This is a genomic window from Nonomuraea sp. NPDC049309, from assembly GCF_043196965.1.
Classification (GTDB): domain Bacteria; phylum Actinomycetota; class Actinomycetes; order Streptosporangiales; family Streptosporangiaceae; genus Nonomuraea; species Nonomuraea fastidiosa.
In genome coordinates this window covers 2208857-2232134 of sequence record NZ_JBICSH010000001.1, presented here as the reverse complement: position 1 = coordinate 2232134, position 23278 = coordinate 2208857, and the positions used below count along the sequence as shown (strand labels likewise).

Here is a 23278-nt window from a genome sequence, read left to right as displayed (position 1 = left end):
TCATTGCGCTGTCACCCCCGGGGGTGTTTCATGGCCGCCGTGTTATCGGTGTATCTGGATCTTGCCATCGGCCTGGCCGTGACGTTCCTGCTGCTGTCGCTGCTGGTGAGCGGCGTCAACGAGGCCGTCGTACGGCTGTTGTCCATCCGCAGCAAGTTCCTGTGGGCCTATCTCAGGGACACCATGGACGGCGCGGGCCCCCACGGTTCGTGGCTGCCCACGCGGGTGGTCGACGTGTTCAAGACGATGCCGTTCATCCGCGATCCCCGGCCCGCCCACGAGGCCAGGCCGGCGCCCTCCAGCGCCGGCGAGGTGCCGCGGACCGGCACCGGCGCCTCCATGATCAACCTGCTGTACGAGCGGGTCAGGGAGATCGACCACGGCAAGCAGGGCAGGACGAGCATCGCCGAGATCCCGCCCGCCAGGTTCGCGGTGGCGGTGATGGAGCTGGCCGCCGCCAATGGCGACGTCGAAGGCCTCCTGGCCAGGCTCCAGCAGATGGGCAGCCCGCTCTACGGCCACCTCAAGGGCGTCTGGGAGTCCGCGCAGGGCGACCTCGACCGGTTCAGGAAGGGCGTCGAGAGGTGGTTCGACGGCGAGATGGAACGCCTGTCGATGCTCTACAAGCGCTACGCCAAGTGGGTGCTCGCCGTGCTGGGCGTCGCGGTGACGCTGCTGTTCAGCATGGACGGCCTGGAGTACGCCAAGACGCTGCTGCGCGACGACGCCTTCCGCGCCTCGGTGACGGCCGTGGCCGGGTCGGGGCAGGGCGCGTACGAGGAGCTGAAGGCCCGCTGCGGCGGCTCCGGCGACCCGGTCGCCTGCGTCACCGAGACGCTCAGCGAGCCCGCGCTGGTCAAGCTGATGGGCCAGGCGCTGGTCAGCGTCTCGCTCCCGGCCGACGGCGAGCCCGAGGTGCGCTGGAACGGGGGCGCGTGGTGGGACCGGGTCAGCACGCCGAGCCACTGGCCCGGCTTCGTGCTGACCTCCGTGGCGCTGCTGTTCGGCGCGCCGTTCTGGTGGGACGTGCTGCGCCGCATCGCCGGGCTCAGGTCGCGGCGCTGACCCCGCGCCCGGCGGCAAGCGCGATCACGTCGGCCAGCTCGGCCAGCTCTGCCGGGTCGTCGGTGAGCCGGGCCGTGGCCAGCCGCAGGTGGGGCCGGGCGCTCTGGTCGATGACGTACCGGCTGCCGGGGGCCACCGAGATGCCGTGCGCGGCCAGCGTGACCAGGGCGGCGGGCTCGTCGCGTACGGGGACCCAGAGCACCAGCCCGTCGCCGCCGCCGGTGCGCACGCCGCGCGCCGCCAGCTCGGCGGCCATCCGCGCCCGCCGCCGCGCGTAGACCTCGCGGGCGCGGGCCACGCACGCCTGCGCGCCCGCGTCCTCGAGCAGGTGGGCGAGCGCGTCCTGAAGGATCCTGCTCGTCCAGCCGGTGCCGAAGCTGCGCAGCACGCGCACCCGCTCCACCGCGTCGGCCGCGCCGCCGATCACCGCGATCCGCAGGTCCGGCCCGTGCGACTTCGAGTACGAGCGCACCAGCACCGTACGGTCGGGAAAGCGCGTCCCCATGCTGACCATCGGCGAGACCGACAGCTCGCCGATGCCGTCGTCCTCCACGATGAGCGTGGTGGCCGGCTCCAGGAGGCCGGCCAGTTCCGCCGAGCGCTCCGGCGTGACCGCGTGCCCGCACGGCGACTGCCCGCGCGGCTGGTAGACGAACGCCACCGGCCGCGCCTTCAGTGCCTTGGCCAGCGCGTCCGGCAGCGGCCCTTCCTCGTCGCAGGCGACCGGGATGATCTGTACGCCGATCGTCTCCAGGATGTCCAGCAGCCGCGCGCCCGTGGGCTCCTCGATGGCGATGCGGTCGCCGGGCAGCGCCGTCGTCTGGCAGAGGAGCTGCACGGCCTCGTACCCGCCGCCGACCGCGAGCCAGCTCTGCGCGGCGAACGGCCAGGTGGGCTCCACGGCGGCGCGCAGGCGCGGGGTGATGGTCTCGCGGGCGTAGTCGTTGAGCCCGTCGGTACGCGCGGCGGCGACCAGCGCGGCCTCCAGCGGCGGCAGCAGCGCCGTGTCCGGGGAGGCGATGGTCAGATCGACGGCCAGGCGGTCGCCCCAGTGGCCGAGCCGCTCGTACCGGATGGGGCGCGGCACGTCGGGCGGCCCGAGCACCACCGTGCCGCGCCGCCGATCGGTCTTGATCATGCCGTGCCTGCGCAGCTCAGACCACGCCTCGGCGACCGTTCCCGAGCTGACGCCGAGCTCCCTGGCCAGGCCGCGGACCGTGGGCAGGCGCGTCTGCGCCGTCACCGTCCCCTCCCTGATGAGGTCGGTGAGTGCGGCGGCGATCCCGCGCGCGCTCGGGTCGTCGATGCGCCGCGCCAGCCAGGCAGCGTCCACTTTGCCCCCTTATAAATCTTTGTTCAGCAACAAAGATCTTCTTGTGCAGGTCACTGCGCTGAACATATGGTTTCTGGCAATTCACAGCAAGTTCGCATCGTTTGGGGGATTTGTGGCGGTCATTCGCCTTGCCGTACGCGATTGGGACCATCTCGTGCCGATCGTCACAGGAGCCGTGCGCGCCGAGGGGTTCGAGCTGCACCTCGACTCCAGGGCCGTCACGCCGGACGTTCTCCGCGAGCCCGGTCTCGACGGCGGCGAGACCTCCTTCAGCCGGTACGTGCTCGGCCGCGCCGCGGGCGACGACCGGCTCGTGGGCCTGCCCGTGTTCGTGATGCGCGGGTTCCGCCACCGCTGCGTGCTCGTCCGCCGCGACAGCGACCTGACCTCGTTCGGCCAGCTCGACGGCGCCCGCATCGGGCTCACCGGCTGGCCCGACTCCGGCAACACCTGGACGCGCGCGCTGCTGCGCGCCGAGGGCGTGGACCTGACCGGCATCACCTGGACGGTCGGGCCGCTCGTCGCGGGGGAGACCGGCAAGGACCGCGTCGGCCCCGTGCCGTTCCCCGGCAACGTCTCGCTCACCGAGGACGGCCTGACGGAAGGACTCGCCGAGGGCCGCTACGACGCCATCATGACGCCGTTCATGCCGGAGGAGTTCTTCACCCCCGAAAGCCGCTTCCGCCACCTGTTGCCCGACCACCGCGCCGCCGAGCGCGCCTACTACCGGCGGACCGGCTTCGTGCCCGGCATTCACCTGGTGACGCTCAAACGCGAGAGCGTCGAGCGCCACCCGTGGCTGCCGCAGGCCGTCACCGAGCTGTTCGAACGTTCCAAACGGCATTGGCTGGCCCGCCGCCGCCTGCTCGCCGACACCACGCCGTGGCTCCTCGCCGACCTCACCGACACGGCCGCCACGTTCGGCGCCGACTGGATGCCGTACGGGGCCGCGCCCAACGCCGCCATGGTCGCCGCGTTCTGCGAGGAGCTGCACGCCCAGGGCATCGCGAACCGCCGCATCGAAGCCGAGGAGGTCTTCCCCGCATGACCGGCCGGACCAACGACCTGACCATCGCGGTCGGCCAGTTCGCCTCGTCCGAGGACTGGACCGCCAACCTCAAGACCTGCAAGGAGATGATCGACGGCGCCGTGGCCGGTCGGGCGGACCTGCTCGTGCTGCCCGAAGGCTCGCTCGCGCTCTTCGTGGACGAGCCGGTACGCATCCGCGAGGCCGCACAGCCGCTGGACGGCCCGTTCGTCACCGGCCTGGTCGAGCACACCCGCGGCTCGTCCACCACGGTGATCGCCGGCGTGCACGTGCCCGCGGGCGACGGCCGCGTCTCCAACGTGCTCGTCGCCGCCAGGGACGGCCGGATCGTCGGCACCTACGTCAAGCTCCACCTGTACGACGCCTTCGGCCGCCGCGAATCCGACAACGTCGTCCCCGGCACCAACGCCCCCGTCGTCATCGACGTCTCGGGCTGGAAGGTCGGCCTGATGACCTGCTACGACGTGCGCTTCCCCGAGCTCGCCCGGCTGCTCGCCGACCAGGGCGCGCAGGTGCTCGCGCTGCCCGCCGCCTGGGTGCGCGGCCCGGCCAAGGAATGGCACTGGGAGGTCATGGTCACCGCCCGCGCCCTGGAGAACACCTGCTACGTCGCCGCATCCGGCGAATGCGGCCGCCGCAACATCGGCGCCAGCATGATCGTCGACCCGCTCGGCATCACCCGCGCCCGGCTCGGCGACGCGCCCGGCCTGCTGTGGTCCGTCGCCTCCGCCGCCGAACTCGCCTCCGCCCGCACGACGCTGCCCGTACTCGAGAACCGGCGCTTCGCCGTGGACCCCCGATTGGAGCCCCATGACTAAGCCCGCGACCGCGCTCCTCGCCGCCGCCGCGCTCCTGCTGGCCGGCTGCGGAGCCAACCCGCCCGAGGCCGAGGGCGTGCTGGAGCCCACCGGCCAGACCGCCTCATCCGCCGCCGGAGAGACCAAGGACCAGGCCCTGTACGACCGGCTGCCCGACAAGGTGAAGAAGGCCGGCAAGCTCGTCTCGGTCAACAACGGCTCGTTCCCGCCGTACGAGATCGCCGGCTCCGACGGCAGGTCGCTCACCGGTGCCGCCGCCGACATGGCCGACGCGCTCGGCCGGCTGCTCGGCGTCACGATCGAGCACGTCACGGTGGACGGCCTGCCCAGCTCGCTGACCGGCATCGCCTCCGGCCGCTACGACTTCGCGATCGGCCCCATCGGCGACTTCCCCGACCGGCAGAAGGCCAACGACTTCATCGACTGGGTCAAGGAGTACGTCGTCTTCGCCGTGCCCAAGGGCAACCCGCACGGCATCCGCTCCGTCGCCGACACCTGCGGCCTGAAGATCTCGGTCATGGCCGGCGGCTCCGCCGAGGCGGTGATCAAGGGCCAGTCCGCCACCTGCGTCAAGGAGGGCAAGCCGAAGATCACCGTGCAGTCGTACAAGGACCAGCCGACCTCCGTGCTCGCGGTCAGCTCCGGCCGGGCGGACGCGTTCTTCTCCTCCCAGGCCCCGCTCACCTACTTCGTCGACCAGGCCGGCGGCAAGCTGGAGCTGGCCGGCAAGGGCCAGCCCAACGGCTTCGACGACCTCTACCAGGGCGCCGTCGTGGCCAAGGACTCGCCGCTGCGCGACGTGCTCAAGGACGCCTTCCAGAAGCTCATGGACGACGGCACGTACGACAAGATCATGGACAAGTGGAAGACCAGCGACAACAAGCTGGACAAGGCCGGAATCAACCTGGCGAAGTCATGACCTCCGAACCTCCCGAGATCGACGTCGCGGGCGCCGCGCGCACCCGCCACCCGCTGCGCTGGGTCGCCTCGGTCGTCCTGCTCGTCCTCGCCGCCCAGCTCGTCAGCCTGCTGGTCACCAACCCCAACTTCCAGTGGGACGTGGTCGGCAGCTACGTCAACGCCCAGATCATCGGCCAGGGCATCGCCACCACGCTGCTGCTCACCGTCATCGCCATGACGGTCGGCGTCGTGCTGGGCGTGCTGCTGGCCGTCGGCCGCCTGTCGGAGAACCCCGTCGCCCGCGCCGCCTGCGGGCTCTACGTCTGGTTCTTCCGCGGCACGCCGGTGCTGGTGCAGCTCGTGCTCTGGTACAACCTGTCGTACCTGCTGCCGGAGATCTCCTTCGGCATCCCGTTCGGGCCCGAGTTCGTCACCGCCGACACCAACGTGCTCATCACGCCGCTGCTGGCCGCGATCCTCGGACTCGGGCTGAACGAGGGCGCCTACATGGCGGAGATCATCCGCGGCGGCCTCATGTCCGTCGACCCCGGGCAGAGCGAGGCCGCCGCCGCGCTCGGCATGAGCAGCGGCCGCACCTTCCGCCGCATCGTGCTGCCCCAGGCCATGCGCTTCATCATCCCGCCCACCGGCAGCCAGGTCATCAGCATGCTCAAGGCGACGTCGCTGGTGAGCGTCATCGCGCTGTCCGACCTGCTCTACACCGTGCAGTCCATCTACAACCGCACGTTCCAGACCATCCCGCTGCTGATCGTCGCCTGCATCTGGTACCTGATCATCACCTCGATCCTGTACGTCGGCCAGTCGTTCATCGAGCGCCACTACGCGCGCGGCGCCACCAGGAACGCGCCGCAGAGCTTCTGGGCCTTCGCGACCTTCCGCCGCCGCCGTCCCACGGAGGTGACCTCGTGAGCGTCCCCATGGTGCGCGCCCGCGCCGTACGCAAGCGCTTCGGCCACCTCGAAGTGCTCAAGGGCATCGACCTGGACGTCCAGCCGGGGGAGGTCGTCGTCATCCTCGGGCCGTCCGGCTCCGGCAAGTCCACGTTCCTGCGCTGCGTCAACCACCTGGAGACCATCGACGGCGGCGCCATCCACGTGGACGGCGAGCTGATCGGCTTCGAGGTGAAGGGCGGCAAGGTCCGCCACCTGCGCAAGCGGGAGATCACCCGGCAGCGCAGGGAGATCGGCATGGTCTTCCAGCAGTTCAACCTCTTCCCGCACATGACCGTGCTGCAGAACGTCATGGAGGCGCCGGTCGGCGTCCGCGGCGAGCCGCGCGACGAGGCCAAAGAGCGTGCGTACGCGCTGCTGCGCCGCGTCGGCCTGGAGGACAAGGCGGCCGCCTACCCCCGCCAGCTCTCCGGCGGCCAGCAGCAGCGCGTCGCGATCGCCAGGGCCCTCGCCATGCGGCCCAAGCTCATGCTGTTCGACGAGCCCACCAGCGCGCTCGACCCCGAGCTCGTCGGCGAGGTACTGGCCACCATGAAGAGCCTCGCCGAGGACGGCCTCACCATGATCGTGGTGACCCACGAGATCGGGTTCGCCCGCGAGGTGGCCGACCGCGTGGTGTTCATGGACGGGGGAGTGGTCGTCGAGTCCGGCCCGCCGGCCAAGGTGCTGGACGATCCGCGCAACGAGCGGACCAAAGCGTTCCTGAGCCGCGTACTGTAGCTCTGATGGAAGCCGCTCGACTGGAAACAGAGCGGTTGATCATGCGCAGGTGGCGCGAAGAGGACCGCGAGCCCTTCGCCGCCATGAACGCCGGCCCCGAGGTCATGGAGCACTTCCCCGGCCTGCTCGGCCGCGAGCGGAGCGACGCCCTCGTCGACCGGATCGAGCGGCACTTCGACGAGCACGGCTACTCGCTGTGGGCGCTCGAACTGCGCGGCAGCGGGCGGTTCATCGGCTTCGCCGGGCTGATGCTCCAGACCTTCGACGCACCGTTCCTCCCGGCCGTCGAGATCGGCTGGCGGCCGGCCCGCTCCGCGTGGGGCCACGGCTACGCCATCGAGGCCGCCAGGCGCGCCGCCCGCTACGCCTTCGAGGAGGCCGTGGCCGGGCCGCTGATGGCGTGGCCCGGCCGCGTTGACCGGGCGCCGGGGCCGCCCCGCTATAGGCTGCCGGAAGAAGATCCCGATCCCGGCAGTCTGCACAGCGCAGTACAGGGGAGTGAGGACCGATGCGTTTCCAGCATTCGCCCGCCATCTGGAACGACTTCCCCGCACTGGTCCCCGCGGCGCTCTACGCCGAGGGCATCACGCCCGAGGTGTCCGTGGCGGACCGCGTGCCCGCGTACGCCGCCCGCGCCGCGGCCAGGCTCGCCACCGCCTCCGAAAGCGACCTGCCGGAGATCCAGGCCTGGCGGCGGGCCTTCTCCCGCATGGGCCTGAAGCCCACGCAGTACCGGTGCGCCTCGGAGTCGCTGCTGCGCCGCTTCAGGAAGGAGGGCGCGCTGCCGTCCCTGCACCCGCTGGTGGACCTGTGCAACGCGATCTCCATCGCGTACGCGGTGCCGATCGCGGTCTTCGACGTCTCGCGGATCGCCCGCCACCTCGAGGTCCGCCACGCCACCGGCGACGAGACGTACCTGACCTTCTCCGGCGAGACCGAGCACCCCGCCCCCGGCGAGGTGATCTTCGCCGACGCCGAGGGCCGCGCACACGCCCGCCGCTGGACCAACCGCCAAAGCGGCCTGTCGGCCGTGCGCGACTCGACGTCGAACGTGCTGATCGTCGCCGAGGCCCTGCACGCCACGGCCCCGGCCGACATGGACTCCCTGGTGACCACCCTCACGACCGAGCTGAACGCGCTCTGGCCGGTCACCCCCAAGTCGGCCGTCCTCACCGCCGCCGAACCCGCCTTCGACTTCGCCGGCGACTAGGCCGGTCAGCCGCGGGCGTCGCCGGGGCGCAGGACCTTGTAGAGGCCGTACAGGGCCTCCACCCCGCCGATCACCATGAGGACGACGCCGATCTTGGACGGGGTGAAGATGAAGATCTCCTCATCGAGCCCGAACAACCAGAGCGCCAGCCCCACCACGAAGGTGAGCGAACCGGTGAACAGCGTCTTCCTGGCAGAGGCCATGAACAACCCTCACAAAGGGGATTCGCGTGCTGATGACCCTGCACACCCTAGTGAGGGGCGCCCCGGCGGGGCCTCCTGCCGCTGAGGGAGATCGCCGTACACCTTTCGGCTGACCCCCGTGCGCTCACCCGCAGCGCTCCCGCGCGCGCGGGCCGCCACCGGGGCGTCCGTGTCGGTCCGGCGCTCACCACCGGTCGTGGCGGCCGCGCAGCTTGTCGAGCAGGCCGTGCAGCCGCTGCCGCTGACGGGGGTCGCGCGTCATGCGCCTGCCCTTGTCGACGTGCCTGCGGCCCTCAGGGCTGCTCAGGAAGTGGCGAACCTTGTTCATCAGGGATGTCATGATCTCCTCCTCGGGTTTCGCCATCCTCTACCCCGGATACCGGCCGGTTCACGGGACCGCCCGGCCCCGAACGCCCGGCGCGCGCCACGGCACGGGGCGGCGGATGGGGCGTGTCCGGCGCGCGTGGTGGGGGCGTGTCCAGTCGCGTGGGTGGGGGCGTGTCCGGACGTTACGGCGCGGGTGCGGAACAGGGCGCGCCCGGTCGCCAGAGCGCGTCGGCGTAGGGCCGTCACCTCACGGCCGCGCGGGCCCGCCGCACGCGGGGTCGTCACCCGGCCGGCCGGCTCAGCCGAAGCGCGTCGTCCACTCGCCGGGCAGCTCGGCGCGGACCCGATCGAGGGCCTCCACGGTGCGGGCCCGGACCTGGATCATGGCGCCGTCATCGCGGATGATCACGTCGCGACCGGCGTACCAGCGGATGCCCGGCGCCCCCTGAGACGTCGGATAGTCAGGCAGCGGCAGCCGCGTGAAGCGCCCCTCCAGTACGCCGCCCTCGTCATCGTCCAGCTCCCTGCCGTCGGCGAGCTCCTCCGGCGAGACGAGCGACTCCGACAGCACCATCTCCACGCAGGCGTGCGAGAAGCGGTCGAGCCAGCCGTCCCAGCTCTCGGCGGCCTTGTCGGCGAGGTCCAACCGGATCATCACCGGGGGATCGGGCCGCTCCAGCTCGGCGAGCGGAATGCCCCAGCGAGCCGCGCCCTGGCTCTCGACGCGGAACACCAGCGCCTTGTCGACGATGTGCAGCTCATCGGGACCGAGGAGAACGTCCTGCATCCCGACCAGGTCGGTGCGGCGGCCGAAGAGCCCGTACGCCTCGCGCAGCGCCACGGGCAGGCGCACGCCCAGCCGCGCCTCGGTGGCGTCGAGCTCGGGCTCGGACCAGCCGTCGCCGTCGGCCGGCGGCGAGACCCACGCCGCCGCGAACCCGCGGATGAACCGCCACGCCCCCTCCCGGCCGGCCATCGCCGCCGGGAACTCCCGGATCACCTCGAAGCCCGTCATGCGCCGAGAGGGTAACGCCGCCCACCGACAATCGAGCAGGAGAAGGCCTCGCGGCAAACGCCCGGAGGCCCGGGGCGAGGCACATCTCCTCGCCCCGGGCCTCCGGGGTTCACGACCTGTGGCGGACGGCCGCCGCCCACGCGGACGGGACGGCACCGGCCGGACGCCGCGCGCCGCCCGCAGCGGGCCGGCGTGCGGCGGCCGATCACACGTCGTAGTAGAGCTCGAACTCGTGCGGGTGCGGGCGGAGACGGATCGGGTCGACCTCGTTCTCCCGCTTGTACGACAGCCACGTCTCGATCAGGTCCGGCGTGAAGACGCCGCCCTCGAGCAGGTAGTCGTGGTCGGCCTCGAGGGCGTTGAGCACCTCGGGCAGCGAGCCGGGCACCTGCGGGATGTTGCGGGCCTCCTCCGGCGGCAGCTCGTAGAGGTCCTTGTCCACCGGCTCCGGCGGCTCGATCTTGTTGCGGATGCCGTCGAGGCCGGCCATCAGCATGGCCGAGAACGCGAAGTACGGGTTGCACGACGGGTCGGGCACCCGGAACTCGATGCGCTTGGCCTTCGGGTTGGAGCCCGTGATCGGGATGCGGACGCAGGCCGACCGGTTGCGCTGCGAGTAGACCAGGTTGACCGGGGCCTCGTAGCCCGGCACCAGGCGGTGGTAGGAGTTGACCGTCGGGTTGGTGAACGCCAGCAGCGACGGGGCGTGCTTGAGCAGGCCGCCGATGTAGTAGCGGGCGGTGTCGGACAGGCCCGCGTAGCCGACCTCGTCGTAGAAGAGCGGCTGGCCGTCCTTCCACAGCGACTGGTGGCAGTGCATGCCGGAGCCGTTGTCACCGAAGATCGGCTTCGGCATGAACGTCACCGTGTGGCCGTACTCGAGCGCCGTGCTCTTGATGACGTACTTGTAGAGCATCAGGTTGTCGGCGGTCTTGAGCAGCGTGCCGAACTTGAAGTCGATCTCCGCCTGACCGGCGGTGCCGACCTCGTGGTGCTGCATCTCGACCTCGATGCCGGCCTCGATGAGGTTGCGCACCATCTCCGAGCGCAGGTCGGTGAAGTGGTCCATCGGCGGCACCGGGAAGTAGCCGCCCTTGTAGCGCGGCTTGTAGCCGAGGTTGCCGCCCTCGGTGGCCTTACCGGTGTTCCAGGCGCCCTCGATGGAGTCGATGTAGTAGTAGCCGGCGTTCTGCTTCGTCTCGAAGCGCACATCGTCGAAGATGTAGAACTCGGCCTCGGGGCCGAAGTAGACCGTGTCGGCGATGCCCGTGCCCTTGAGGTATTCCTCCGCCTTGCGCGCGACGTTGCGCGGGTCGCGGCTGTAGGCCTCGCCCGTCAGCGGGTCGTGCACGAAGAAGTTGATGTTGAGCGTCTTGTGCTGACGGAACGGGTCGAGCACGGCGCTGGAGGGGTCGGGCAGCAGAAGCATGTCGGACTCGTGGATCTGCTGGAAGCCGCGGATCGACGAGCCGTCGAACATGAGTCCGTCGGTGAAGACGCTCGCGCTGAAGTTCTCAACGGGGAAGGTGAAGTGGTGCGTCGTCCCCGGCAGGTCGGTGAACCTGACATCGACGAACTGCACCCCTTCGTCGCTGATGAACTTCAGGACGTCGTCGGCGGAGTTGAACACTCTCAAACCTCCCTGGGGACTGGCCACTCATGCGAAAGCTAGGGCGTAGCCGTTTCCGCACGGTGTCCCGCTTGTTTCGCACGTGTTACGCGCGGTCTGCCTGGTCACAGGGCGTACGGGCGGCCGCTCACGCCTCCCCGGGCGGCGAGTCGTCCCCGTCGCGGCGGACCGGAGTGCGGCTCGCGCCCTGCGATCCGGACCGCCCCTGCCTGCGGCTACCGTGGAGTGCATGAGCAGCAAGGAGCCTCGGTGGACGCAGACCTGGCTGGGCGGCGTCCGGTCCGCAGGGGTCGATCTCGGCTACCCGGGTGAGCGCCTGGGGCTGCCCCAGGAGGGCAGCGGGTCGGTGTCGGGGTGGGGGCGCAGGATCGGCGCGCTCGTCATCGACTGGATGATCTGCACGTGGGTGGTCGTGCAGCTGGTGCTCAGGATGAATCCCGCCGAGTCGCCGTGGGCGCCCGCGCTCGCGTTCGCCGTGCAGTACCTGCTGCTCGTCGGGTTCATGGGGCAGACGTTCGGCCACCGGCTCATGGGCATCAGGGTCGCCGCGATGGACGGCGGCGACCCGCGCTGGCTGCCCGTCTTCGTCCGCACGGTGCTGCTCAGCCTGGCCGTTCCGGCCGTCATCTGGGATCGCGACCACCGCGGCGTGCACGACCGCGTCTCCAACACGGTCGTCGTCCGCATGTAGCGGACGAGCATAAAAACCATACCGGGTATGAATTCTTACCCGGTATGGTTTATCCTGCCCGTGTGATGATGGCAGGGCTCAGAGAGCGCAAGAAGGAGCAGACCCGGCAGCGCATCGCCGAGACCGCGCTGCGGCTGTTCGCCGAGCGCGGCTACGACGCGGTGACCGTCAACGAGATCGCCGAGGCGGCCGGAGTCGCCAAGGTGACGCTGTTCTCGTACTTCCCCGGCAAGGAGAGCCTGGTCCTCGACCAGATCAAGGACGACTACGCCGCGGTCGTACGAAACCGGCCCGAGGGGGTGCCGCCGCTCGCCGCGCTGCGCGAGCACTGCAGGGGCATCGCCAGGCGAAGCGCGCAGGCGCCGGTCGAGACGCTGCTGACCAGGGTGCAGGTGATCGCGACCAGCCCCGCCCTGATGTCGAAGGTCCACCAGACCGACGTGACCGAACGCGAGGAGCTGGTCGCCGCGCTCGAGGCCGCCATGCCGGACGCGGGCGTCGTGCCGCGCCTCATGGCGGCGCAGATCATCGCCGTCATCACCACGCTGCAGGAGACGTTCTTCCAGCGGCTGTTCCAGGGCGAGCCGCTGGAGAACGCGGGGCGGCTGCTGGAGGAGGAGGTCGAGGTGGCCTTCGATCTCCTCGAACGCGGACTCACATCGACGGAGAGGGCCGGCTCATGAAGAAGGGCATCAACTACGACACCGGCATCCTGCCGGGCGACGACCTGTCGCGTCAGAGCTTCGACCCCGCCACCGTCGCCCAGGAGATGGGCGTCATCGCCGGCGACCTGCACTGCCAGGTCGTCCGCGTCTCCGGCCGCGACCCCGGCAGGCTGGCCGTCGCCGCCGAGCGGGCCGCGCAGGCGGGCCTCGAGGTCTGGTACGCGCCGTTCCCCGTCGACCTCACCGAGGACGAGATGCTCGATCTGTTCGCCGAGGCGGCCGGGCAGGCCGAGTCGCTGCGCCGCGACGGCGCCGAGATCGTGTTCGTCACCGGCTGCGAGATCACCGCGTTCGGCCACGGCTTCATCGAGGGCGCGGCCTACCGCGACCGGCTCAAGGCGATGGGGGAGGGCGATGCCGCCTGGTGGACGGAGGTCATGGGGGTCATGCCGCGCTTCAACGCCTACCTGGCGCGGGTGGCCGAGACCGTGCGGTCGCGCTTCGGCGGGCGGGTGACGTACGCATCGGGGCCGTGGGAGCAGGTGGACTGGACGCCGTACGACATCGTGGGCGTGGACGCCTACCGCGCCTCCCACAACGCCCACGACTTCACCGACGAGCTGCGCGCCTGTTTCAAGCACGGCAAGCCGGTCGCCGTCACCGAGTTCGGCACCTGCCCGTACCGGGGTGCGGGCGAGCTGGGCGGCATGGCGTGGGCGGTGCCCGAAGGCGCGGTGCGCGACGAGGGCGAGCAGGTGCGCTACTTCACCGAGCTGATGGACGTGTTCGAGGCCGAGGGCGTCGACACGGCCCTGTGGTTCACCTTCGCCGCCTACAACCGCCTCGGCGACGACGACCTCGGCTCGTACGGCGTCGTCACCATGCTCGACGAGACCCGCCGACGGCCGAGGGAGATCTTCCACGCCATGGCCGCTAGATATTCGCGCAGCTGAAGATGGCCGTGCCCGGGATGTGGCGGCCGCGCAGCGGGCTCCAGCCGCCCCACACCCGCTCGTGGCCCTCCGGCCACTCGGGCTCCACCAGCCCGGTGATCGTCAGGCCCGACGCGACCAGCAGGCCGACCCAGTCGCCCATCGTGCGGTGGTGCTCGACGTAGGTGAGCCTGCCCTGCTCGTCGCGCTCCTCGTACGGCTTGCGGTCGAAGTAGGAGCGGTCGGAGGTCAGCCCGCGCGGCCCCGGGTCGTCGGGGAACGCCCACCGGATCGGGTGGCTCACCGAGAACACGAACCGGCCGCCCGGCCGCAGCACCCTGCGCACCTCGCGGAAGACCGCCAGCGGATCGGCCACGAACGGCAGCGCCCCGTACGCCGAGCAGGCCACGTCGAACGCCGCGTCGGCGAACGGCAGCACCTCGGCGTCGGCCTGCACCACCGGCACGGACACCCCGGTGTCGAGGTCGATGCGCTGGGAGTGGCGGAGCTGGCGGTGCGAGATGTCGAACGCCGCCACCCGCGCACCCTGCGTCACCAGCCACCGCGCGCACTGGGCGGCGCCGCAGCCGATCTCCAGCACCCGCCGCCCGCGCACGTCGCCGAGCAGGCCCGCAGCGGCCTCATCAAGCCCTTCAGGACCCCACACGAAGCCGGTGTCGCGCAGGAAGTCGCCGTGTTCGACCTGGTAGTCGTCGGCGTTGCCGTCCCACCAGCCGCGGTTGGCCCGCGACGAAGGCGACAGCACTAGCGCATCTTGGGGCCGCGCGGGATGCGGGCGCCCTTCGGCATCGGACCCTTTGGCAGCGGCATGTTGCGCGGCAGCGAGCGCAGGCGGTCCTTCACCTCGTTGACCGACGGCTTCTTCAAGTTGCGCGGCAGCTTCATCAGGTGGCGCTGCAGCTTGGCCAGCGGCACCTGGCCCGGGCCGTCACCGCACTGCACGTCGTAGATCTCGACGCCGAGCACCACGCGCGAGATGCGCTGCTTTTCGGCCTTGAGCAGCTTCGCCACCCGGTTGCCCGGGCCCTCGGACACCAGCACCACGCCGGGATAGCCGACCACGAGGTGCACGACGTCCTGGTCACGGTTGGCCGCGATGGCGGGCGTGACCTGCCAGTTACCGCGCATGCCCTGCAGCACGGCGGCCGCCGCGCCCTTCTGGCCGTCGAGGAGCTGGTATTGCGCCTTCTGAGCGAACTGCCCGAAGACCACGAGCCCGACGGTGAACGCGGCCAGCAGGCCGATGAAGATCGAATACCACAGGTAGTCCGTGACCAGACCGATCACGACGACCACCGCCAGCGTGCCCACCGCCGAGAGGAAGACGATCGGCATCCCCTTGGGGTTGGCCTGCTTGATGATCTGCGCGATCATGCGGAGCTGCTTGATGCGCCCCGGCTTCTCTGGGTCCTCGGACTTTGCCATGCTCAGAAGGATACAAACCAACAGGTGCAGGAGAGAAAACGCGGCCCCGGCCGTTTTTCCCTTGTGACCTAGATTTTCACCGTTGCGGCCAGGGGGAGGTCCGCCGCGTTACGCCCGGCGCGTACGACGTGCTCGCCCTCCACGGTCCGCCACCCGCCGTCCCGCACCTGGAAGGCCCGCTCGGGCAGGAACATCGTGGTCACCACCGTCTGCCCAGGCTCCGCCTCCACCACGTCGAACGCGGCCGGCCGCGTTCGCGCGTACACCTGCACGACCTCCCGGCCCGCGCGGCCGCCGGTGTCGGTGACCGACACGGTGACGGTCGTGCCCTCGGCCGCGATCGCGTCGTACGACCAGGTCGTGTCGCTCAGCCCGTGCCCGAACCAGAACGCCGGCGACCCCCGCCTGACCAGGTCCACGTCCCACGTGGCGGCCGGCGCGGTGGGGCTGGGCAGGGCGATCGAGGGGTCTGCGGAGCGCCACTGCCTGCCGCGTACGCCGATGGGCCCGTCGCCCATCACGATGGGGTCGAGCCCGATCTCGGGCAGCGGCGGCAGCGACCACAGGCCGGCACCGGTCAGCAGACGGATCTTGGCCGAGAGCCGAGGCGGGCGAGCAGCGCGTCGAGGTCCACGACCCCAGTGTCCCTCCGCGCGCCGCCCGCCCGCAGTCCCCCTTCCCCCGGCACCGGACCGGCCGCACCCCGCCGCACGCCCCGTGAACCGCCACGGCGCATCCGGCCACGGGGAACCCGGCCGTGCGATCGTCACGCCGCCACGAAGAACTCCAGCAGCTCGGGCACCAGCGCCTCAGGCGCGACGTTGTGCGCCTGTCCCGGCAGCACCCGCCGCACCGCGCCGGGCACCGCCGCCGCCACCGCGGCGCCCGCGTTCACCATCCAGCCGGGGCTTTCGCCCCCATTGAGCACGAGCGTCGGCTGGGTGAGCCCGGCCAGACGGGCCGCGGGCAGGGCGTTGCCGGGACCCAGCACCGCCGCCTCGTAGACCAGCGTGTGGGCCTGAGCCTCCATGTCCGCCCAGGACGGGTGCCCCCGCATCCCGGCCAGGACGGGCTCGGGCACCTCGGCCGCCTCCACCATGAACCGTTCGACCACCTCGTCCCGCCGCCCGGCCGCGACGAGCGCGGCGAGCTGCTCGGCGAAGTCGTCGGGCAGCGGGGGAGCGCTGCCGTCCACGTGGTACGGCGGCTCCCACACCGCGAGATGCGTGACGCCGGGGAGCGCGGCGGCGGCCTCGAGCGCCAGCGCCGCCCCCGACGAGCCGCCGAACACCCGGGCCGTCCCGCCCGCCTCCGCGATCACCGCGGCCAGGTCCTCGATCTCCCGCTCGACCGCGTACGGCGCGGTGTCGCCGCTGCCGCCCCGCCCCCGCCGGTCGTAGGAGTACACCGTGAACCAGCGGGACAGCCCGGCCGCGATGGCCGCCATCGTCGGGTCGCTCCGGTCCGCGAACGCGCCCTGGACCAGGACCACGGCGGGGCCGGAGCCGTGGCGGTCGAAGGCGATGGGCGTGCCGTCCGCCGAGCGCGCGACCGTGCTCACTCCGCGGGCTGGACCAGGCACAGCGCCTCCCAGTGGTGGCCGTCGAGGTCGGCGAAGCCGCGCTGGTAGCGCACGCCGTCCTCCTGGCGCACGCCCGCCGGGGTGGCCCCGGCCGCCAGCGCCTTGTCGACCAGCTCGTCCACCTGCGCGGGCGTCTCCATCCCGATCACCAGGATCGCCTCGCTGGAGGCGCCGGTGTCGGCGATGCTCCTGGTGGTGTACGTGGCGAACACCGGCTCTTCGAGCAGCATGACCTGCGTCTTCTCGTTGATGATCACCGATGCCATGCCCTCGGCCATGCCGAACAGCTCGAAACCCAGCCGAGTGAAGAACTCCGTGGACTTGGCGAGGTCCTTCACGGGCAGGTTCACGAAAAGCCGCATCGCTGAAGTCCCTTCTTCTCATCGCGCCTTCTCAGCCATGCCGATCATGCCCGGCGCGGGACCCCGCCGTCTTGCACGTGAGTGCCCGGCGCATTGACGTTCAGCGCACGGCGTGGGCGCGGCGGAACTCCGCGGGCGGCACGCCGTACGTACGCCGGAACAACCTGCTGAAGTGCGCCGAGTCGGGCAGGCCCCAGCGCGCGCCGATGGCGCTGACCGGCTCCGCGCCGCCCGCGAGCAGGTCGGCGCGGCAGCGTTCGAGCCGCCGCCGCCGGATCCAGGCCGCCACCGTCGTGCCCTCCGACTCGAACAGCCGGTGCAGCCGGCGCACGGAGATGTGGCAGGCCGCGGCGATCGTGGCCGGATCGAGCTCCGGGTCGCCGAGCCGCTGCTCGATGAAGGCGTGCACCTGTGTCAGCAGCGCCCGCCGCCGCGCGTCGTCCGGCAGCTCGTCGCTACGGTCGGCGCGCTCGGCGACGGCGGTGCCGATGAGGTCCGTCACCACCGTGGCCAGCCTGGCGGCGCTGTCGGGCCGGTAGGTCGCGTGGTCCTCGGCCACCCGCCGCAGCAGCGGCGCGGCCAGCGCGCCCGTGCCCGAGCGGCTGTCGATGGGCACCGCGGTGAACGGCGCCACCCGCCCTTCGGGCAGCGCGAGCAGCTCGCGCGGGAAGCTGAATACGGCGAGCTTGACCGAGGTGTCGTAGGCCAGCTCGTACGGCCGCCCGAAGTCGTAGATCGCGAAGTCGCCCGTGCCGAGCCGCGCCTGCCTGCCGTCCTGCTCCAGCCGCACGCCGCCGGAGACCACCAGCACCACCCGGTACAGCCCGGGGTCGTCGCGGCGGATCAACCCGGGCGTGCGGTGCATGCTGTGCGGCGTGGAGGCCTGCACCCGGCCCACGCTCATCGGCCCCAGCCGGCCCAGCTCGATCTCGCCGCGCAGCGGCGCGCCGGGCGCGATGCGGGTGTCGAGCGGGCCGAGCAGCTCGCAGACGATGCTCCGCCATGTCTTGTGGCGCTCCTTGGCGGGCAGGTCGCTCGTGCGGAACAGCATGGACATGCGGTATCCCTTGCGAACGCGGTCGGCTGCGCCGACATCGTAAGCCGACATCGTAAGCCGGACCCGCCCCCCGCACGCGGGCACGATCAGGCCCCGGGACGCACCCGGGGCCCGAGCTGATCGGTCAGGCGCTCTGCCTGGCCTCGATGGCCTGCTTGTAGAGCCGGCCGGCGCGGTACGACGAGCGCACCAGCGGTCCCGACATCACGCCGGCGAAGCCGATCGCCTCGGCCTCGGCCTGCAGCTCCACGAACTCCTCCGGCTTGACCCACCGCTCCACCGGGTGGTGGCGCGGCGTCGGCCGCAGGTATTGGGTGATCGTCAGCAGGTCGGTGCCGGCCTCGTGGAGGTCGCGCATGGCCTGGACGACCTCCTCGCGCGTCTCGCCCATGCCCAGGATGAGGTTGGACTTGGTGACGAGCCCGGCCTCGCGGGCCATGGTCAGCACGCTGAGCGAGCGCTCGTAGCGGAAGGCCGGCCTGATGCGCTTGAAGATGCGCGGCACGGTCTCGATGTTGTGGGCGAAGACCTCGGGCTTGCTGGAGAAGACCTCCTCCAGCTGCTCGCGCTTGCCGTTGAAGTCGGGCACCAGCAGCTCGACGCCGCAGTCGGGAAGCAGCGCGTGGATCTGCCGGGCGGTCTCGGCGTACAGCCAGGCGCCGCCGTCGGGCAGGTCGTCGCGGGCGACGCCGGTCACGGTGGCGTACTTCAGGCCCATCTGCTGGACCGACTCGGCCACGCGGCGCGGCTCGTCGCGGTCGTACTCCTTGGGCTTGCCCGTGTCGATCTGGCAGAAGTCGCAGCGGCGGGTGCACTGGTCGCCGCCGATGAGGAAGGTCGCCTCGCGGTCTTCCCAGCACTCGTAGATATTGGGACAGCCCGCCTCTTCACAGACCGTGTGCAGGCCCTCCCGGCGCACGAGCGATTTCAGCTCGGTGTATTCGGGGCCCGTCTTCAGCTTGGTCTTGATCCACGGGGGCTTGCGCTCGATAGGGGTTTCGGCGTTACGCACCTCCAGGCGGAGGAGCTTTCGGCCTTCAGGAGCAACGGTCACGTTCTCAGCTTACGTCTCCTGGCAAAACGCCCGGGTCGAGGGTCAGGAGATGAGGCCGAACCCGCGGACCGCCCGCGCGTAGTGACCGGCCAGCTCCTCGTCGATCCTGTCCGACTCCTCCACACCCAGCAGCTCCGACGGCGGCGGCGCCGGCAGCACCCCGTCGGCGGTGAGCTGGAACTTCGTCAGCGCCGTACGCCGGATCGCCGCGACGCTCTCGCCGCGCAGCGCCGCCGCCTGCATCGGCGCGAGATAGCGGCCGCCCGCCGCCTGCTCCGCCAGCTCGTCCAGGTCCTCCTCCGGCGCCGCACGCGCGGCCAGCGCCCGCTGCCTGGCACGCACCCGGGGCTCGCCCGAACGCGCCAGCCACGACAGCGCGTACCACAGCAGCACCACCGGCACGCCCAGCACGCGGCCGAGCACCCGGCCGATGAAGGTCGCCACGTCGTACGGGGTGTCGGGCGACTGCGCGCCGCCCAGCGCGTACACGATGCGCTCGTTGGCCGCCTCCCTGACCGGAAGCGGCTTCGCGCCCATCAGGGCGTCCCGCCAGGCGTCCAGCGTGGCCAGCGCCTGGCTCACCACCCGCTCGTCACCGGTCGGCAGCCGCGCGTACGCGGTCGCGAGCAGCGCCACCCGCTGGCGGGGCGGCAGCGCCAGCCACAGCGGCAGCCCGATGAGCAGCACCGGGGTCCTCGCCACGCCGATCCGGTCGTAGGAGGTCACCGGGCTCAGGTCGATGAGCGCGATCGCACGCGGCGGCCGCACCCCCATCCTGGCGGCCACCCGGGCGGCGACCGCGTACAGCTCGGGCGCGCTCGCCCGGCTCACCGGCTCGGCGCCGGCCGGCATCCGGCCCAGCCGGGGACGCAGCGCCCACCCGACGGCCAGGCAGAGCAGCCCCAGGAGCCACCACAGGACCGACCCTGGGTCCCGCACGATGATCCAGCCGCCCAGCACGACGAACGCCAGCGTCAGCAGATGGACCACGAGCGCGAGCGCGAGAGCGGTGAGGCGCTTCACAAGCGGATGGTAAGCAGAACCGCCGCGAACCTTCCGCTGCTTTTTCGTGCCGATTCGGTCACCGGGGTCGCTTACCGGCCTGGACTACCGCCGTAGCAGATCTTCTTCGTGGAGATCGAACGGCTGCTTGCCGAGCGCCTCCGCCAGCCGCTTCTCCGCGATCGGCATGACCTCCTCGACCACGATGCGCCGGCCCGTCTCGGCCGACAGCGAGGAGACGCCCACGTCGGGGATGCCGCACGGCGTGATGCGGTTGAACCAGCTCGGGTCGTTGGCGCAGTTGAGCGCGAACCCGTGCATGGTGACGCCGCGCGACAGCCGCAGCCCCACCGCGCCGAGCTGACGGTCGGGCAGCCCGAGCGCGGGATCGCCGGACGCCCACACGCCCGCGCGCCCCTTCACCCGCCGGGCGGTCACGCCGAAGTCGGCGCACACCTGGATCATCGCGTCCTCGAGCCGGCACGCGTAGTCGACCACATCGGTGATGGCCACGATCGGGTACGCGACGAGCTGCCCGGGGCCGTGCCACGTCAGCCGCCCGCCCCGATCGACGTCGACGACCGGGGTGCCGTCGGAGGGCCGCTCATGCGGGGCCGTACGCTTGCCCGCCGTGTAGACGGGCGCGTGCTCGAGGATCAGAACGGTGTCGGGAAGCTCGCCGGCGACCCGCTTGCCGTGCACCCAGCGCTGCAGCGACCAGGCCTGCTCGTAGGGGACGTCGACTCCGAGACGGACGATGGCGAGTGCGTGGGGATCGTCCCCGGGGATGGGGCGCATGAGCCTATTGTGCCGTTCCCTCACCCTTGAAGGGTAATCAGGGGGTCAGCGACCGCGGCTCGATCCTCAACTCCTTTACCCCATCCGTACCGTCACGCTCCACCTTGTACGCATATCCGCCCGGCGCCACGCTCACCGCCTGGATGAACTCCGTGCCCACGTAGTGCAGCGCCACGCCCTCGTCGGCCGCGTACGCCTCCGGCAGCTCGCCCGAGGCCACCGACGCCTGCAGCAGCGGCCGCCGCTGCGGCTCGGAGTCGTAGTGGACCCCGCACGCGTACGGCAGCAGCCCCATGCCCTCGGCCCACACCCGCAGCTCCGGTCCGAAGGAGTCGGTGTTGCCGCCGACGTGCCAGCACAGCGCGCCCGCGCTCTGCCCCGACAGCACCACCCCGGACCGCCACGCCTCCTCGAACGCCTCGTCGAGCCCGTGCAGCCGCCACAGCGCCATCAGGTTCGCCACGCTGCCGCCGCTGACGTAGATCATGTCCTGGTCGAGCATCCAGGCGCGCGGGTCCTCCACGTTGGGCATCGGGAACACCGTCAGGTGGCTCACCTCGACGTCCCAGCCGGCGAACGCGCCGTACATCTTCAAGATCCAGTCGGCGGAGTCGCCCACCGCGGTGGCCACAAGCCCCAGCTTCGGCCGGTCCTGACCGGTGAGGTCGAGGCCGTACCGCAGCAGCCCGCTCGCCTCGATCTGCCCGTGCCGCCTGCTTGGGCGGAACGACCCGCCCCCGATCGCCAGGATGTGCGACTGTCCGGACCGGTTCATGTCAGGGATCCCCCACACTGTGAAAACGATGAACGGCCACTAGAGTACGGCGCGCAGCGCCTCGTCGATGCTGGTATGGGCGAAGCGGTACCCGCCGTCCAGCAGCTTGGCCGGCCGGAGGCGGTGGCTCGACAGCAGCCCCTCGCGGGCGAACTCGCCGAGCCCCGCGGCCAGCGCGAACGCCGGCACCGGGATCGGCATCGTGCTCCTGCGCATCGCATGACCGAGCGCGCGGGTGAACTCCGCGTTCGTCACCGGGGACGGCGAGACGAGGTTGACCGGCCCGGCGATCTCCCGCGCGGCCAGCAGGTGCAGCACCGCCCCCACCCAGTCGTCCAGGCTGATCCACGACCAGTACTGCCTGCCCGTGCCGAGCGGCGCGCCCAGCCCGATCCTGAACAGCGGCAGCATCCTGGCCAGCGCGCCGCCCTTCCCGCTCAGCACCAGCCCCGTACGCAGGAACGCGGTCCTGATGCCGGACTCCTCCGCCCGGGCCGCCGCGCCCTCCCACCGCTCGCACAGGCCGGCCAGGAACCCGCGGCCCTTGCCCTCCTGCTCGTCCACCACCCGGTCGCCGGTGTCGCCGTAGAAGTCCACGCCCGAGGCCGACAGCAGCACCTCAGGGGGCCTGTCCAGGCCGCGCAGGGCGTCCACCAGCACCTGCGTGCCCCGCACCCGGCTGGCGAGCAGCTCCCGCTTGTACGCGGGCGTCCAGCGGCGGTCGGCGATCGGCGCTCCCGCGAGATGCACGACCGCCTCCGCCCCCTCCAGCGGCGCGAGGTCCACGGCCTGCTCGGCCGGCTGCCAGAACGCCTCACCCGGCCCGCGCGGCGGCCTTCGCACGAGCCGGACCACCGTACGCCCCTGCGCCTCCAGCGCCGCCACCAGCGCCGACCCGAGCAGCCCCGACGCGCCCGTCACGATGATCGCCATACCCGCACCATACGTCCCGCCCCGGCGAAACCACCCGCTCAACGCGCCCCACCGCACCGGCGACGACCGGGGAGATCCACGGTGACCGCCACCCGCCACCGACACGGGACGGCCCGTACGCACCGGCCAGCCCGCCGCCGACGCGGGCGGGTTTGTACGCGCCGGTCAGTCCGCTGCTGGCGCGGGGCGGTTTGTACGCGCCGGTCAGCCTGCTGCTGGCGCGGGGCGGGTTTGTACGCGCCGGTCAGCCCGATGGCGGCGCGTCGTGGGCGGCCTGTGCGCGTCCGAGAGCCGCCCTCGGCTCGCCGCCGCCTTACCCCCGGCGTGTCCTCAGCCCCGCGACGGGCGCACAGACCCCCGGTGAGCAGGGCACGTAAGCCGCACGCGACGCGGCGCACCTGGAGCGGATTGCGCCCCCGCGATCGCCCAGCTCACAGCGCCCGTCCCCGTGCGCGCGGCGAGCGGGACGACCCGGATGGGTCACGACTGGGTGTCGGCCCTGTCCCCGTGCGCGCGCGGCGAGCGGCGAACGCGTGCGCCGGACGCCGTGGCGGCGGGTGCGTCGCTCGATGCCGGATCGCGAGTGAGCAAGCGTGCGCACGTGCGGCGATCCACGTGCCGGGCCGGGCGGTGATCAGCGAACAGCGCGTGCCGAGCGCGGCGCGCCACCCTCTGCGGGGCCGCCCCGCTCAGCAGACGCGCCACCCTTTGCGGGCCGCTCCGCTCAGCAGACGCGCGCCA

Annotated in this window: 26 protein-coding genes and 1 pseudogene; 11 read left to right on the top strand and 16 right to left on the bottom strand. The window is 71.7% G+C overall.

What is annotated here, in order from left to right; all coding sequences use genetic code 11:
* Positions 1-48 precede the first annotated feature (48 nt).
* On the top strand, positions 49-1065 hold the full coding sequence (locus ACGFIM_RS10035) for a hypothetical protein (RefSeq protein WP_393197519.1): 1017 nt from the start codon (positions 49-51) through the stop codon (positions 1063-1065).
* Here the strand turns inward: ACGFIM_RS10035 and ACGFIM_RS10030 are convergent.
* Complete coding sequence (locus ACGFIM_RS10030; protein ID WP_393197516.1) at positions 1049-2398, bottom strand: PLP-dependent aminotransferase family protein; 1350 nt, start codon at positions 2396-2398, stop codon at positions 1049-1051. The genes ACGFIM_RS10035 and ACGFIM_RS10030 overlap by 17 nt on opposite strands.
* Before the next feature lie 112 nt (positions 2399-2510).
* On the opposite strand from ACGFIM_RS10030, the gene ACGFIM_RS10025 reads away from it, so the two are divergent.
* The 7 genes and pseudogenes from ACGFIM_RS10025 to ACGFIM_RS09995 all read left to right on the top strand — a co-directional run bounded on the left by ACGFIM_RS10025 (position 2511) and on the right by ACGFIM_RS09995 (position 8065).
* Positions 2511-3446, top strand: a complete 936-nt coding sequence (locus ACGFIM_RS10025) for a hypothetical protein (protein ID WP_393197513.1) — start codon at positions 2511-2513, stop codon at positions 3444-3446.
* Positions 3443-4264, top strand: a complete 822-nt coding sequence (locus tag ACGFIM_RS10020) for a deaminated glutathione amidase (protein WP_364055405.1) — start codon at positions 3443-3445, stop codon at positions 4262-4264. The genes ACGFIM_RS10025 and ACGFIM_RS10020 overlap by 4 nt, the downstream gene beginning before the upstream one ends.
* Positions 4257-5183, top strand: a complete 927-nt coding sequence (locus ACGFIM_RS10015; RefSeq protein WP_393197510.1) for an ABC transporter substrate-binding protein — start codon at positions 4257-4259, stop codon at positions 5181-5183. The genes ACGFIM_RS10020 and ACGFIM_RS10015 overlap by 8 nt, the downstream gene beginning before the upstream one ends.
* Complete coding sequence (locus tag ACGFIM_RS10010; protein ID WP_393197507.1) at positions 5180-6094, top strand: amino acid ABC transporter permease; 915 nt, start codon at positions 5180-5182, stop codon at positions 6092-6094. The genes ACGFIM_RS10015 and ACGFIM_RS10010 overlap by 4 nt, the downstream gene beginning before the upstream one ends.
* A gap of 8 nt (positions 6095-6102) precedes the next feature.
* Positions 6103-6855: an amino acid ABC transporter ATP-binding protein gene (locus ACGFIM_RS10005; protein WP_393199706.1), complete on the top strand. Its 753-nt coding sequence runs from the start codon at positions 6103-6105 to the stop codon at positions 6853-6855.
* Positions 6856-6860: 5 nt separating this feature from the next.
* Positions 6861-7223, top strand: a pseudogene (locus ACGFIM_RS10000) (GNAT family N-acetyltransferase); the annotation flags it as partial.
* A 140-nt stretch (positions 7224-7363) separates the two neighbouring features.
* Positions 7364-8065 (top strand): B3/4 domain-containing protein, encoded by a 702-nt coding sequence (locus ACGFIM_RS09995; RefSeq protein ID WP_393197504.1) that lies wholly within the window; start codon positions 7364-7366, stop codon positions 8063-8065.
* A gap of 5 nt (positions 8066-8070) precedes the next feature.
* Here the strand turns inward: ACGFIM_RS09995 and ACGFIM_RS09990 are convergent, their stop codons facing one another.
* The 4 genes from ACGFIM_RS09990 to glnA form a co-directional block, all read right to left on the bottom strand.
* A complete protein-coding gene (locus ACGFIM_RS09990) occupies positions 8071-8268 on the bottom strand; it encodes a DUF5708 family protein (RefSeq protein WP_393197501.1) in 198 nt (65 codons plus the stop codon).
* A 184-nt stretch (positions 8269-8452) separates the two neighbouring features.
* Positions 8453-8608, bottom strand: a complete 156-nt coding sequence (locus tag ACGFIM_RS09985) for a hypothetical protein (RefSeq protein ID WP_364055387.1) — start codon at positions 8606-8608, stop codon at positions 8453-8455.
* A 285-nt stretch (positions 8609-8893) separates the two neighbouring features.
* Positions 8894-9610, bottom strand: a complete 717-nt coding sequence (locus ACGFIM_RS09980; RefSeq protein WP_393197498.1) for a hypothetical protein — start codon at positions 9608-9610, stop codon at positions 8894-8896.
* A gap of 205 nt (positions 9611-9815) precedes the next feature.
* Positions 9816-11240 (bottom strand): type I glutamate--ammonia ligase, encoded by a 1425-nt coding sequence (glnA, locus tag ACGFIM_RS09975; protein ID WP_393197495.1) that lies wholly within the window; start codon positions 11238-11240, stop codon positions 9816-9818.
* A gap of 229 nt (positions 11241-11469) precedes the next feature.
* Between glnA and ACGFIM_RS09970 the strand changes: the two genes are divergently transcribed.
* The 3 genes from ACGFIM_RS09970 to ACGFIM_RS09960 all read left to right on the top strand — a co-directional run bounded on the left by ACGFIM_RS09970 (position 11470) and on the right by ACGFIM_RS09960 (position 13549).
* Positions 11470-11931, top strand: a complete 462-nt coding sequence (locus ACGFIM_RS09970; protein WP_393197492.1) for an RDD family protein — start codon at positions 11470-11472, stop codon at positions 11929-11931.
* A gap of 65 nt (positions 11932-11996) precedes the next feature.
* Positions 11997-12614: a TetR/AcrR family transcriptional regulator gene (locus ACGFIM_RS09965; protein WP_393199703.1), complete on the top strand. Its 618-nt coding sequence runs from the start codon at positions 11997-11999 to the stop codon at positions 12612-12614.
* Positions 12611-13549: a hypothetical protein gene (locus tag ACGFIM_RS09960; RefSeq protein ID WP_393197490.1), complete on the top strand. Its 939-nt coding sequence runs from the start codon at positions 12611-12613 to the stop codon at positions 13547-13549. Before ACGFIM_RS09965 ends, ACGFIM_RS09960 begins: the two co-directional genes overlap by 4 nt.
* Here ACGFIM_RS09960 and ACGFIM_RS09955 read toward each other — a convergent pair.
* From ACGFIM_RS09955 to ACGFIM_RS09905, 11 genes are all read right to left on the bottom strand, one after another.
* On the bottom strand, positions 13530-14294 hold the full coding sequence (locus tag ACGFIM_RS09955; RefSeq protein ID WP_393197487.1) for a class I SAM-dependent methyltransferase: 765 nt from the start codon (positions 14292-14294) through the stop codon (positions 13530-13532). The two genes, ACGFIM_RS09960 and ACGFIM_RS09955, sit on opposite strands and share 20 nt — an antisense overlap.
* Entirely contained in the window at positions 14294-14974 is a 681-nt protein-coding gene (locus ACGFIM_RS09950) for a DUF4191 domain-containing protein (protein ID WP_393197484.1), read from the bottom strand. Before ACGFIM_RS09950 ends, ACGFIM_RS09955 begins: the two co-directional genes overlap by 1 nt.
* A 68-nt stretch (positions 14975-15042) precedes the next feature.
* Positions 15043-15492 (bottom strand): hypothetical protein, encoded by a 450-nt coding sequence (locus ACGFIM_RS09945; RefSeq protein WP_393197481.1) that lies wholly within the window; start codon positions 15490-15492, stop codon positions 15043-15045.
* 248 nt (positions 15493-15740) lie between these two features.
* On the bottom strand, positions 15741-16535 hold the full coding sequence (locus ACGFIM_RS09940) for an alpha/beta fold hydrolase (RefSeq protein WP_393197478.1): 795 nt from the start codon (positions 16533-16535) through the stop codon (positions 15741-15743).
* The gene (locus ACGFIM_RS09935) at positions 16532-16918 is read right to left on the bottom strand and encodes a VOC family protein (RefSeq protein WP_393197475.1); all 387 of its coding nucleotides are present in this window, start codon (positions 16916-16918) and stop codon (positions 16532-16534) included. Before ACGFIM_RS09935 ends, ACGFIM_RS09940 begins: the two co-directional genes overlap by 4 nt.
* Before the next feature lie 100 nt (positions 16919-17018).
* Positions 17019-17975, bottom strand: a complete 957-nt coding sequence (locus ACGFIM_RS09930) for a helix-turn-helix domain-containing protein (protein WP_393197472.1) — start codon at positions 17973-17975, stop codon at positions 17019-17021.
* A 124-nt stretch (positions 17976-18099) separates the two neighbouring features.
* Entirely contained in the window at positions 18100-19029 is a 930-nt protein-coding gene (gene lipA / locus ACGFIM_RS09925) for a lipoyl synthase (protein ID WP_393197469.1), read from the bottom strand.
* A gap of 42 nt (positions 19030-19071) precedes the next feature.
* Complete coding sequence (locus ACGFIM_RS09920) at positions 19072-20052, bottom strand: hypothetical protein (protein ID WP_393197466.1); 981 nt, start codon at positions 20050-20052, stop codon at positions 19072-19074.
* 84 nt (positions 20053-20136) lie between these two features.
* Positions 20137-20829 carry a lipoyl(octanoyl) transferase LipB gene (lipB, locus tag ACGFIM_RS09915; RefSeq protein ID WP_364055348.1) on the bottom strand — a complete coding sequence of 231 codons (693 nt, stop codon included), beginning with the start codon at positions 20827-20829 and terminating at the stop codon, positions 20137-20139.
* A gap of 37 nt (positions 20830-20866) precedes the next feature.
* The gene (locus tag ACGFIM_RS09910) at positions 20867-21604 is read right to left on the bottom strand and encodes a Type 1 glutamine amidotransferase-like domain-containing protein (RefSeq protein ID WP_393197463.1); all 738 of its coding nucleotides are present in this window, start codon (positions 21602-21604) and stop codon (positions 20867-20869) included.
* A 39-nt stretch (positions 21605-21643) separates the two neighbouring features.
* Positions 21644-22537, bottom strand: a complete 894-nt coding sequence (locus ACGFIM_RS09905; RefSeq protein ID WP_393197460.1) for a TIGR01777 family oxidoreductase — start codon at positions 22535-22537, stop codon at positions 21644-21646.
* Positions 22538-23278 lie beyond the last annotated feature (741 nt).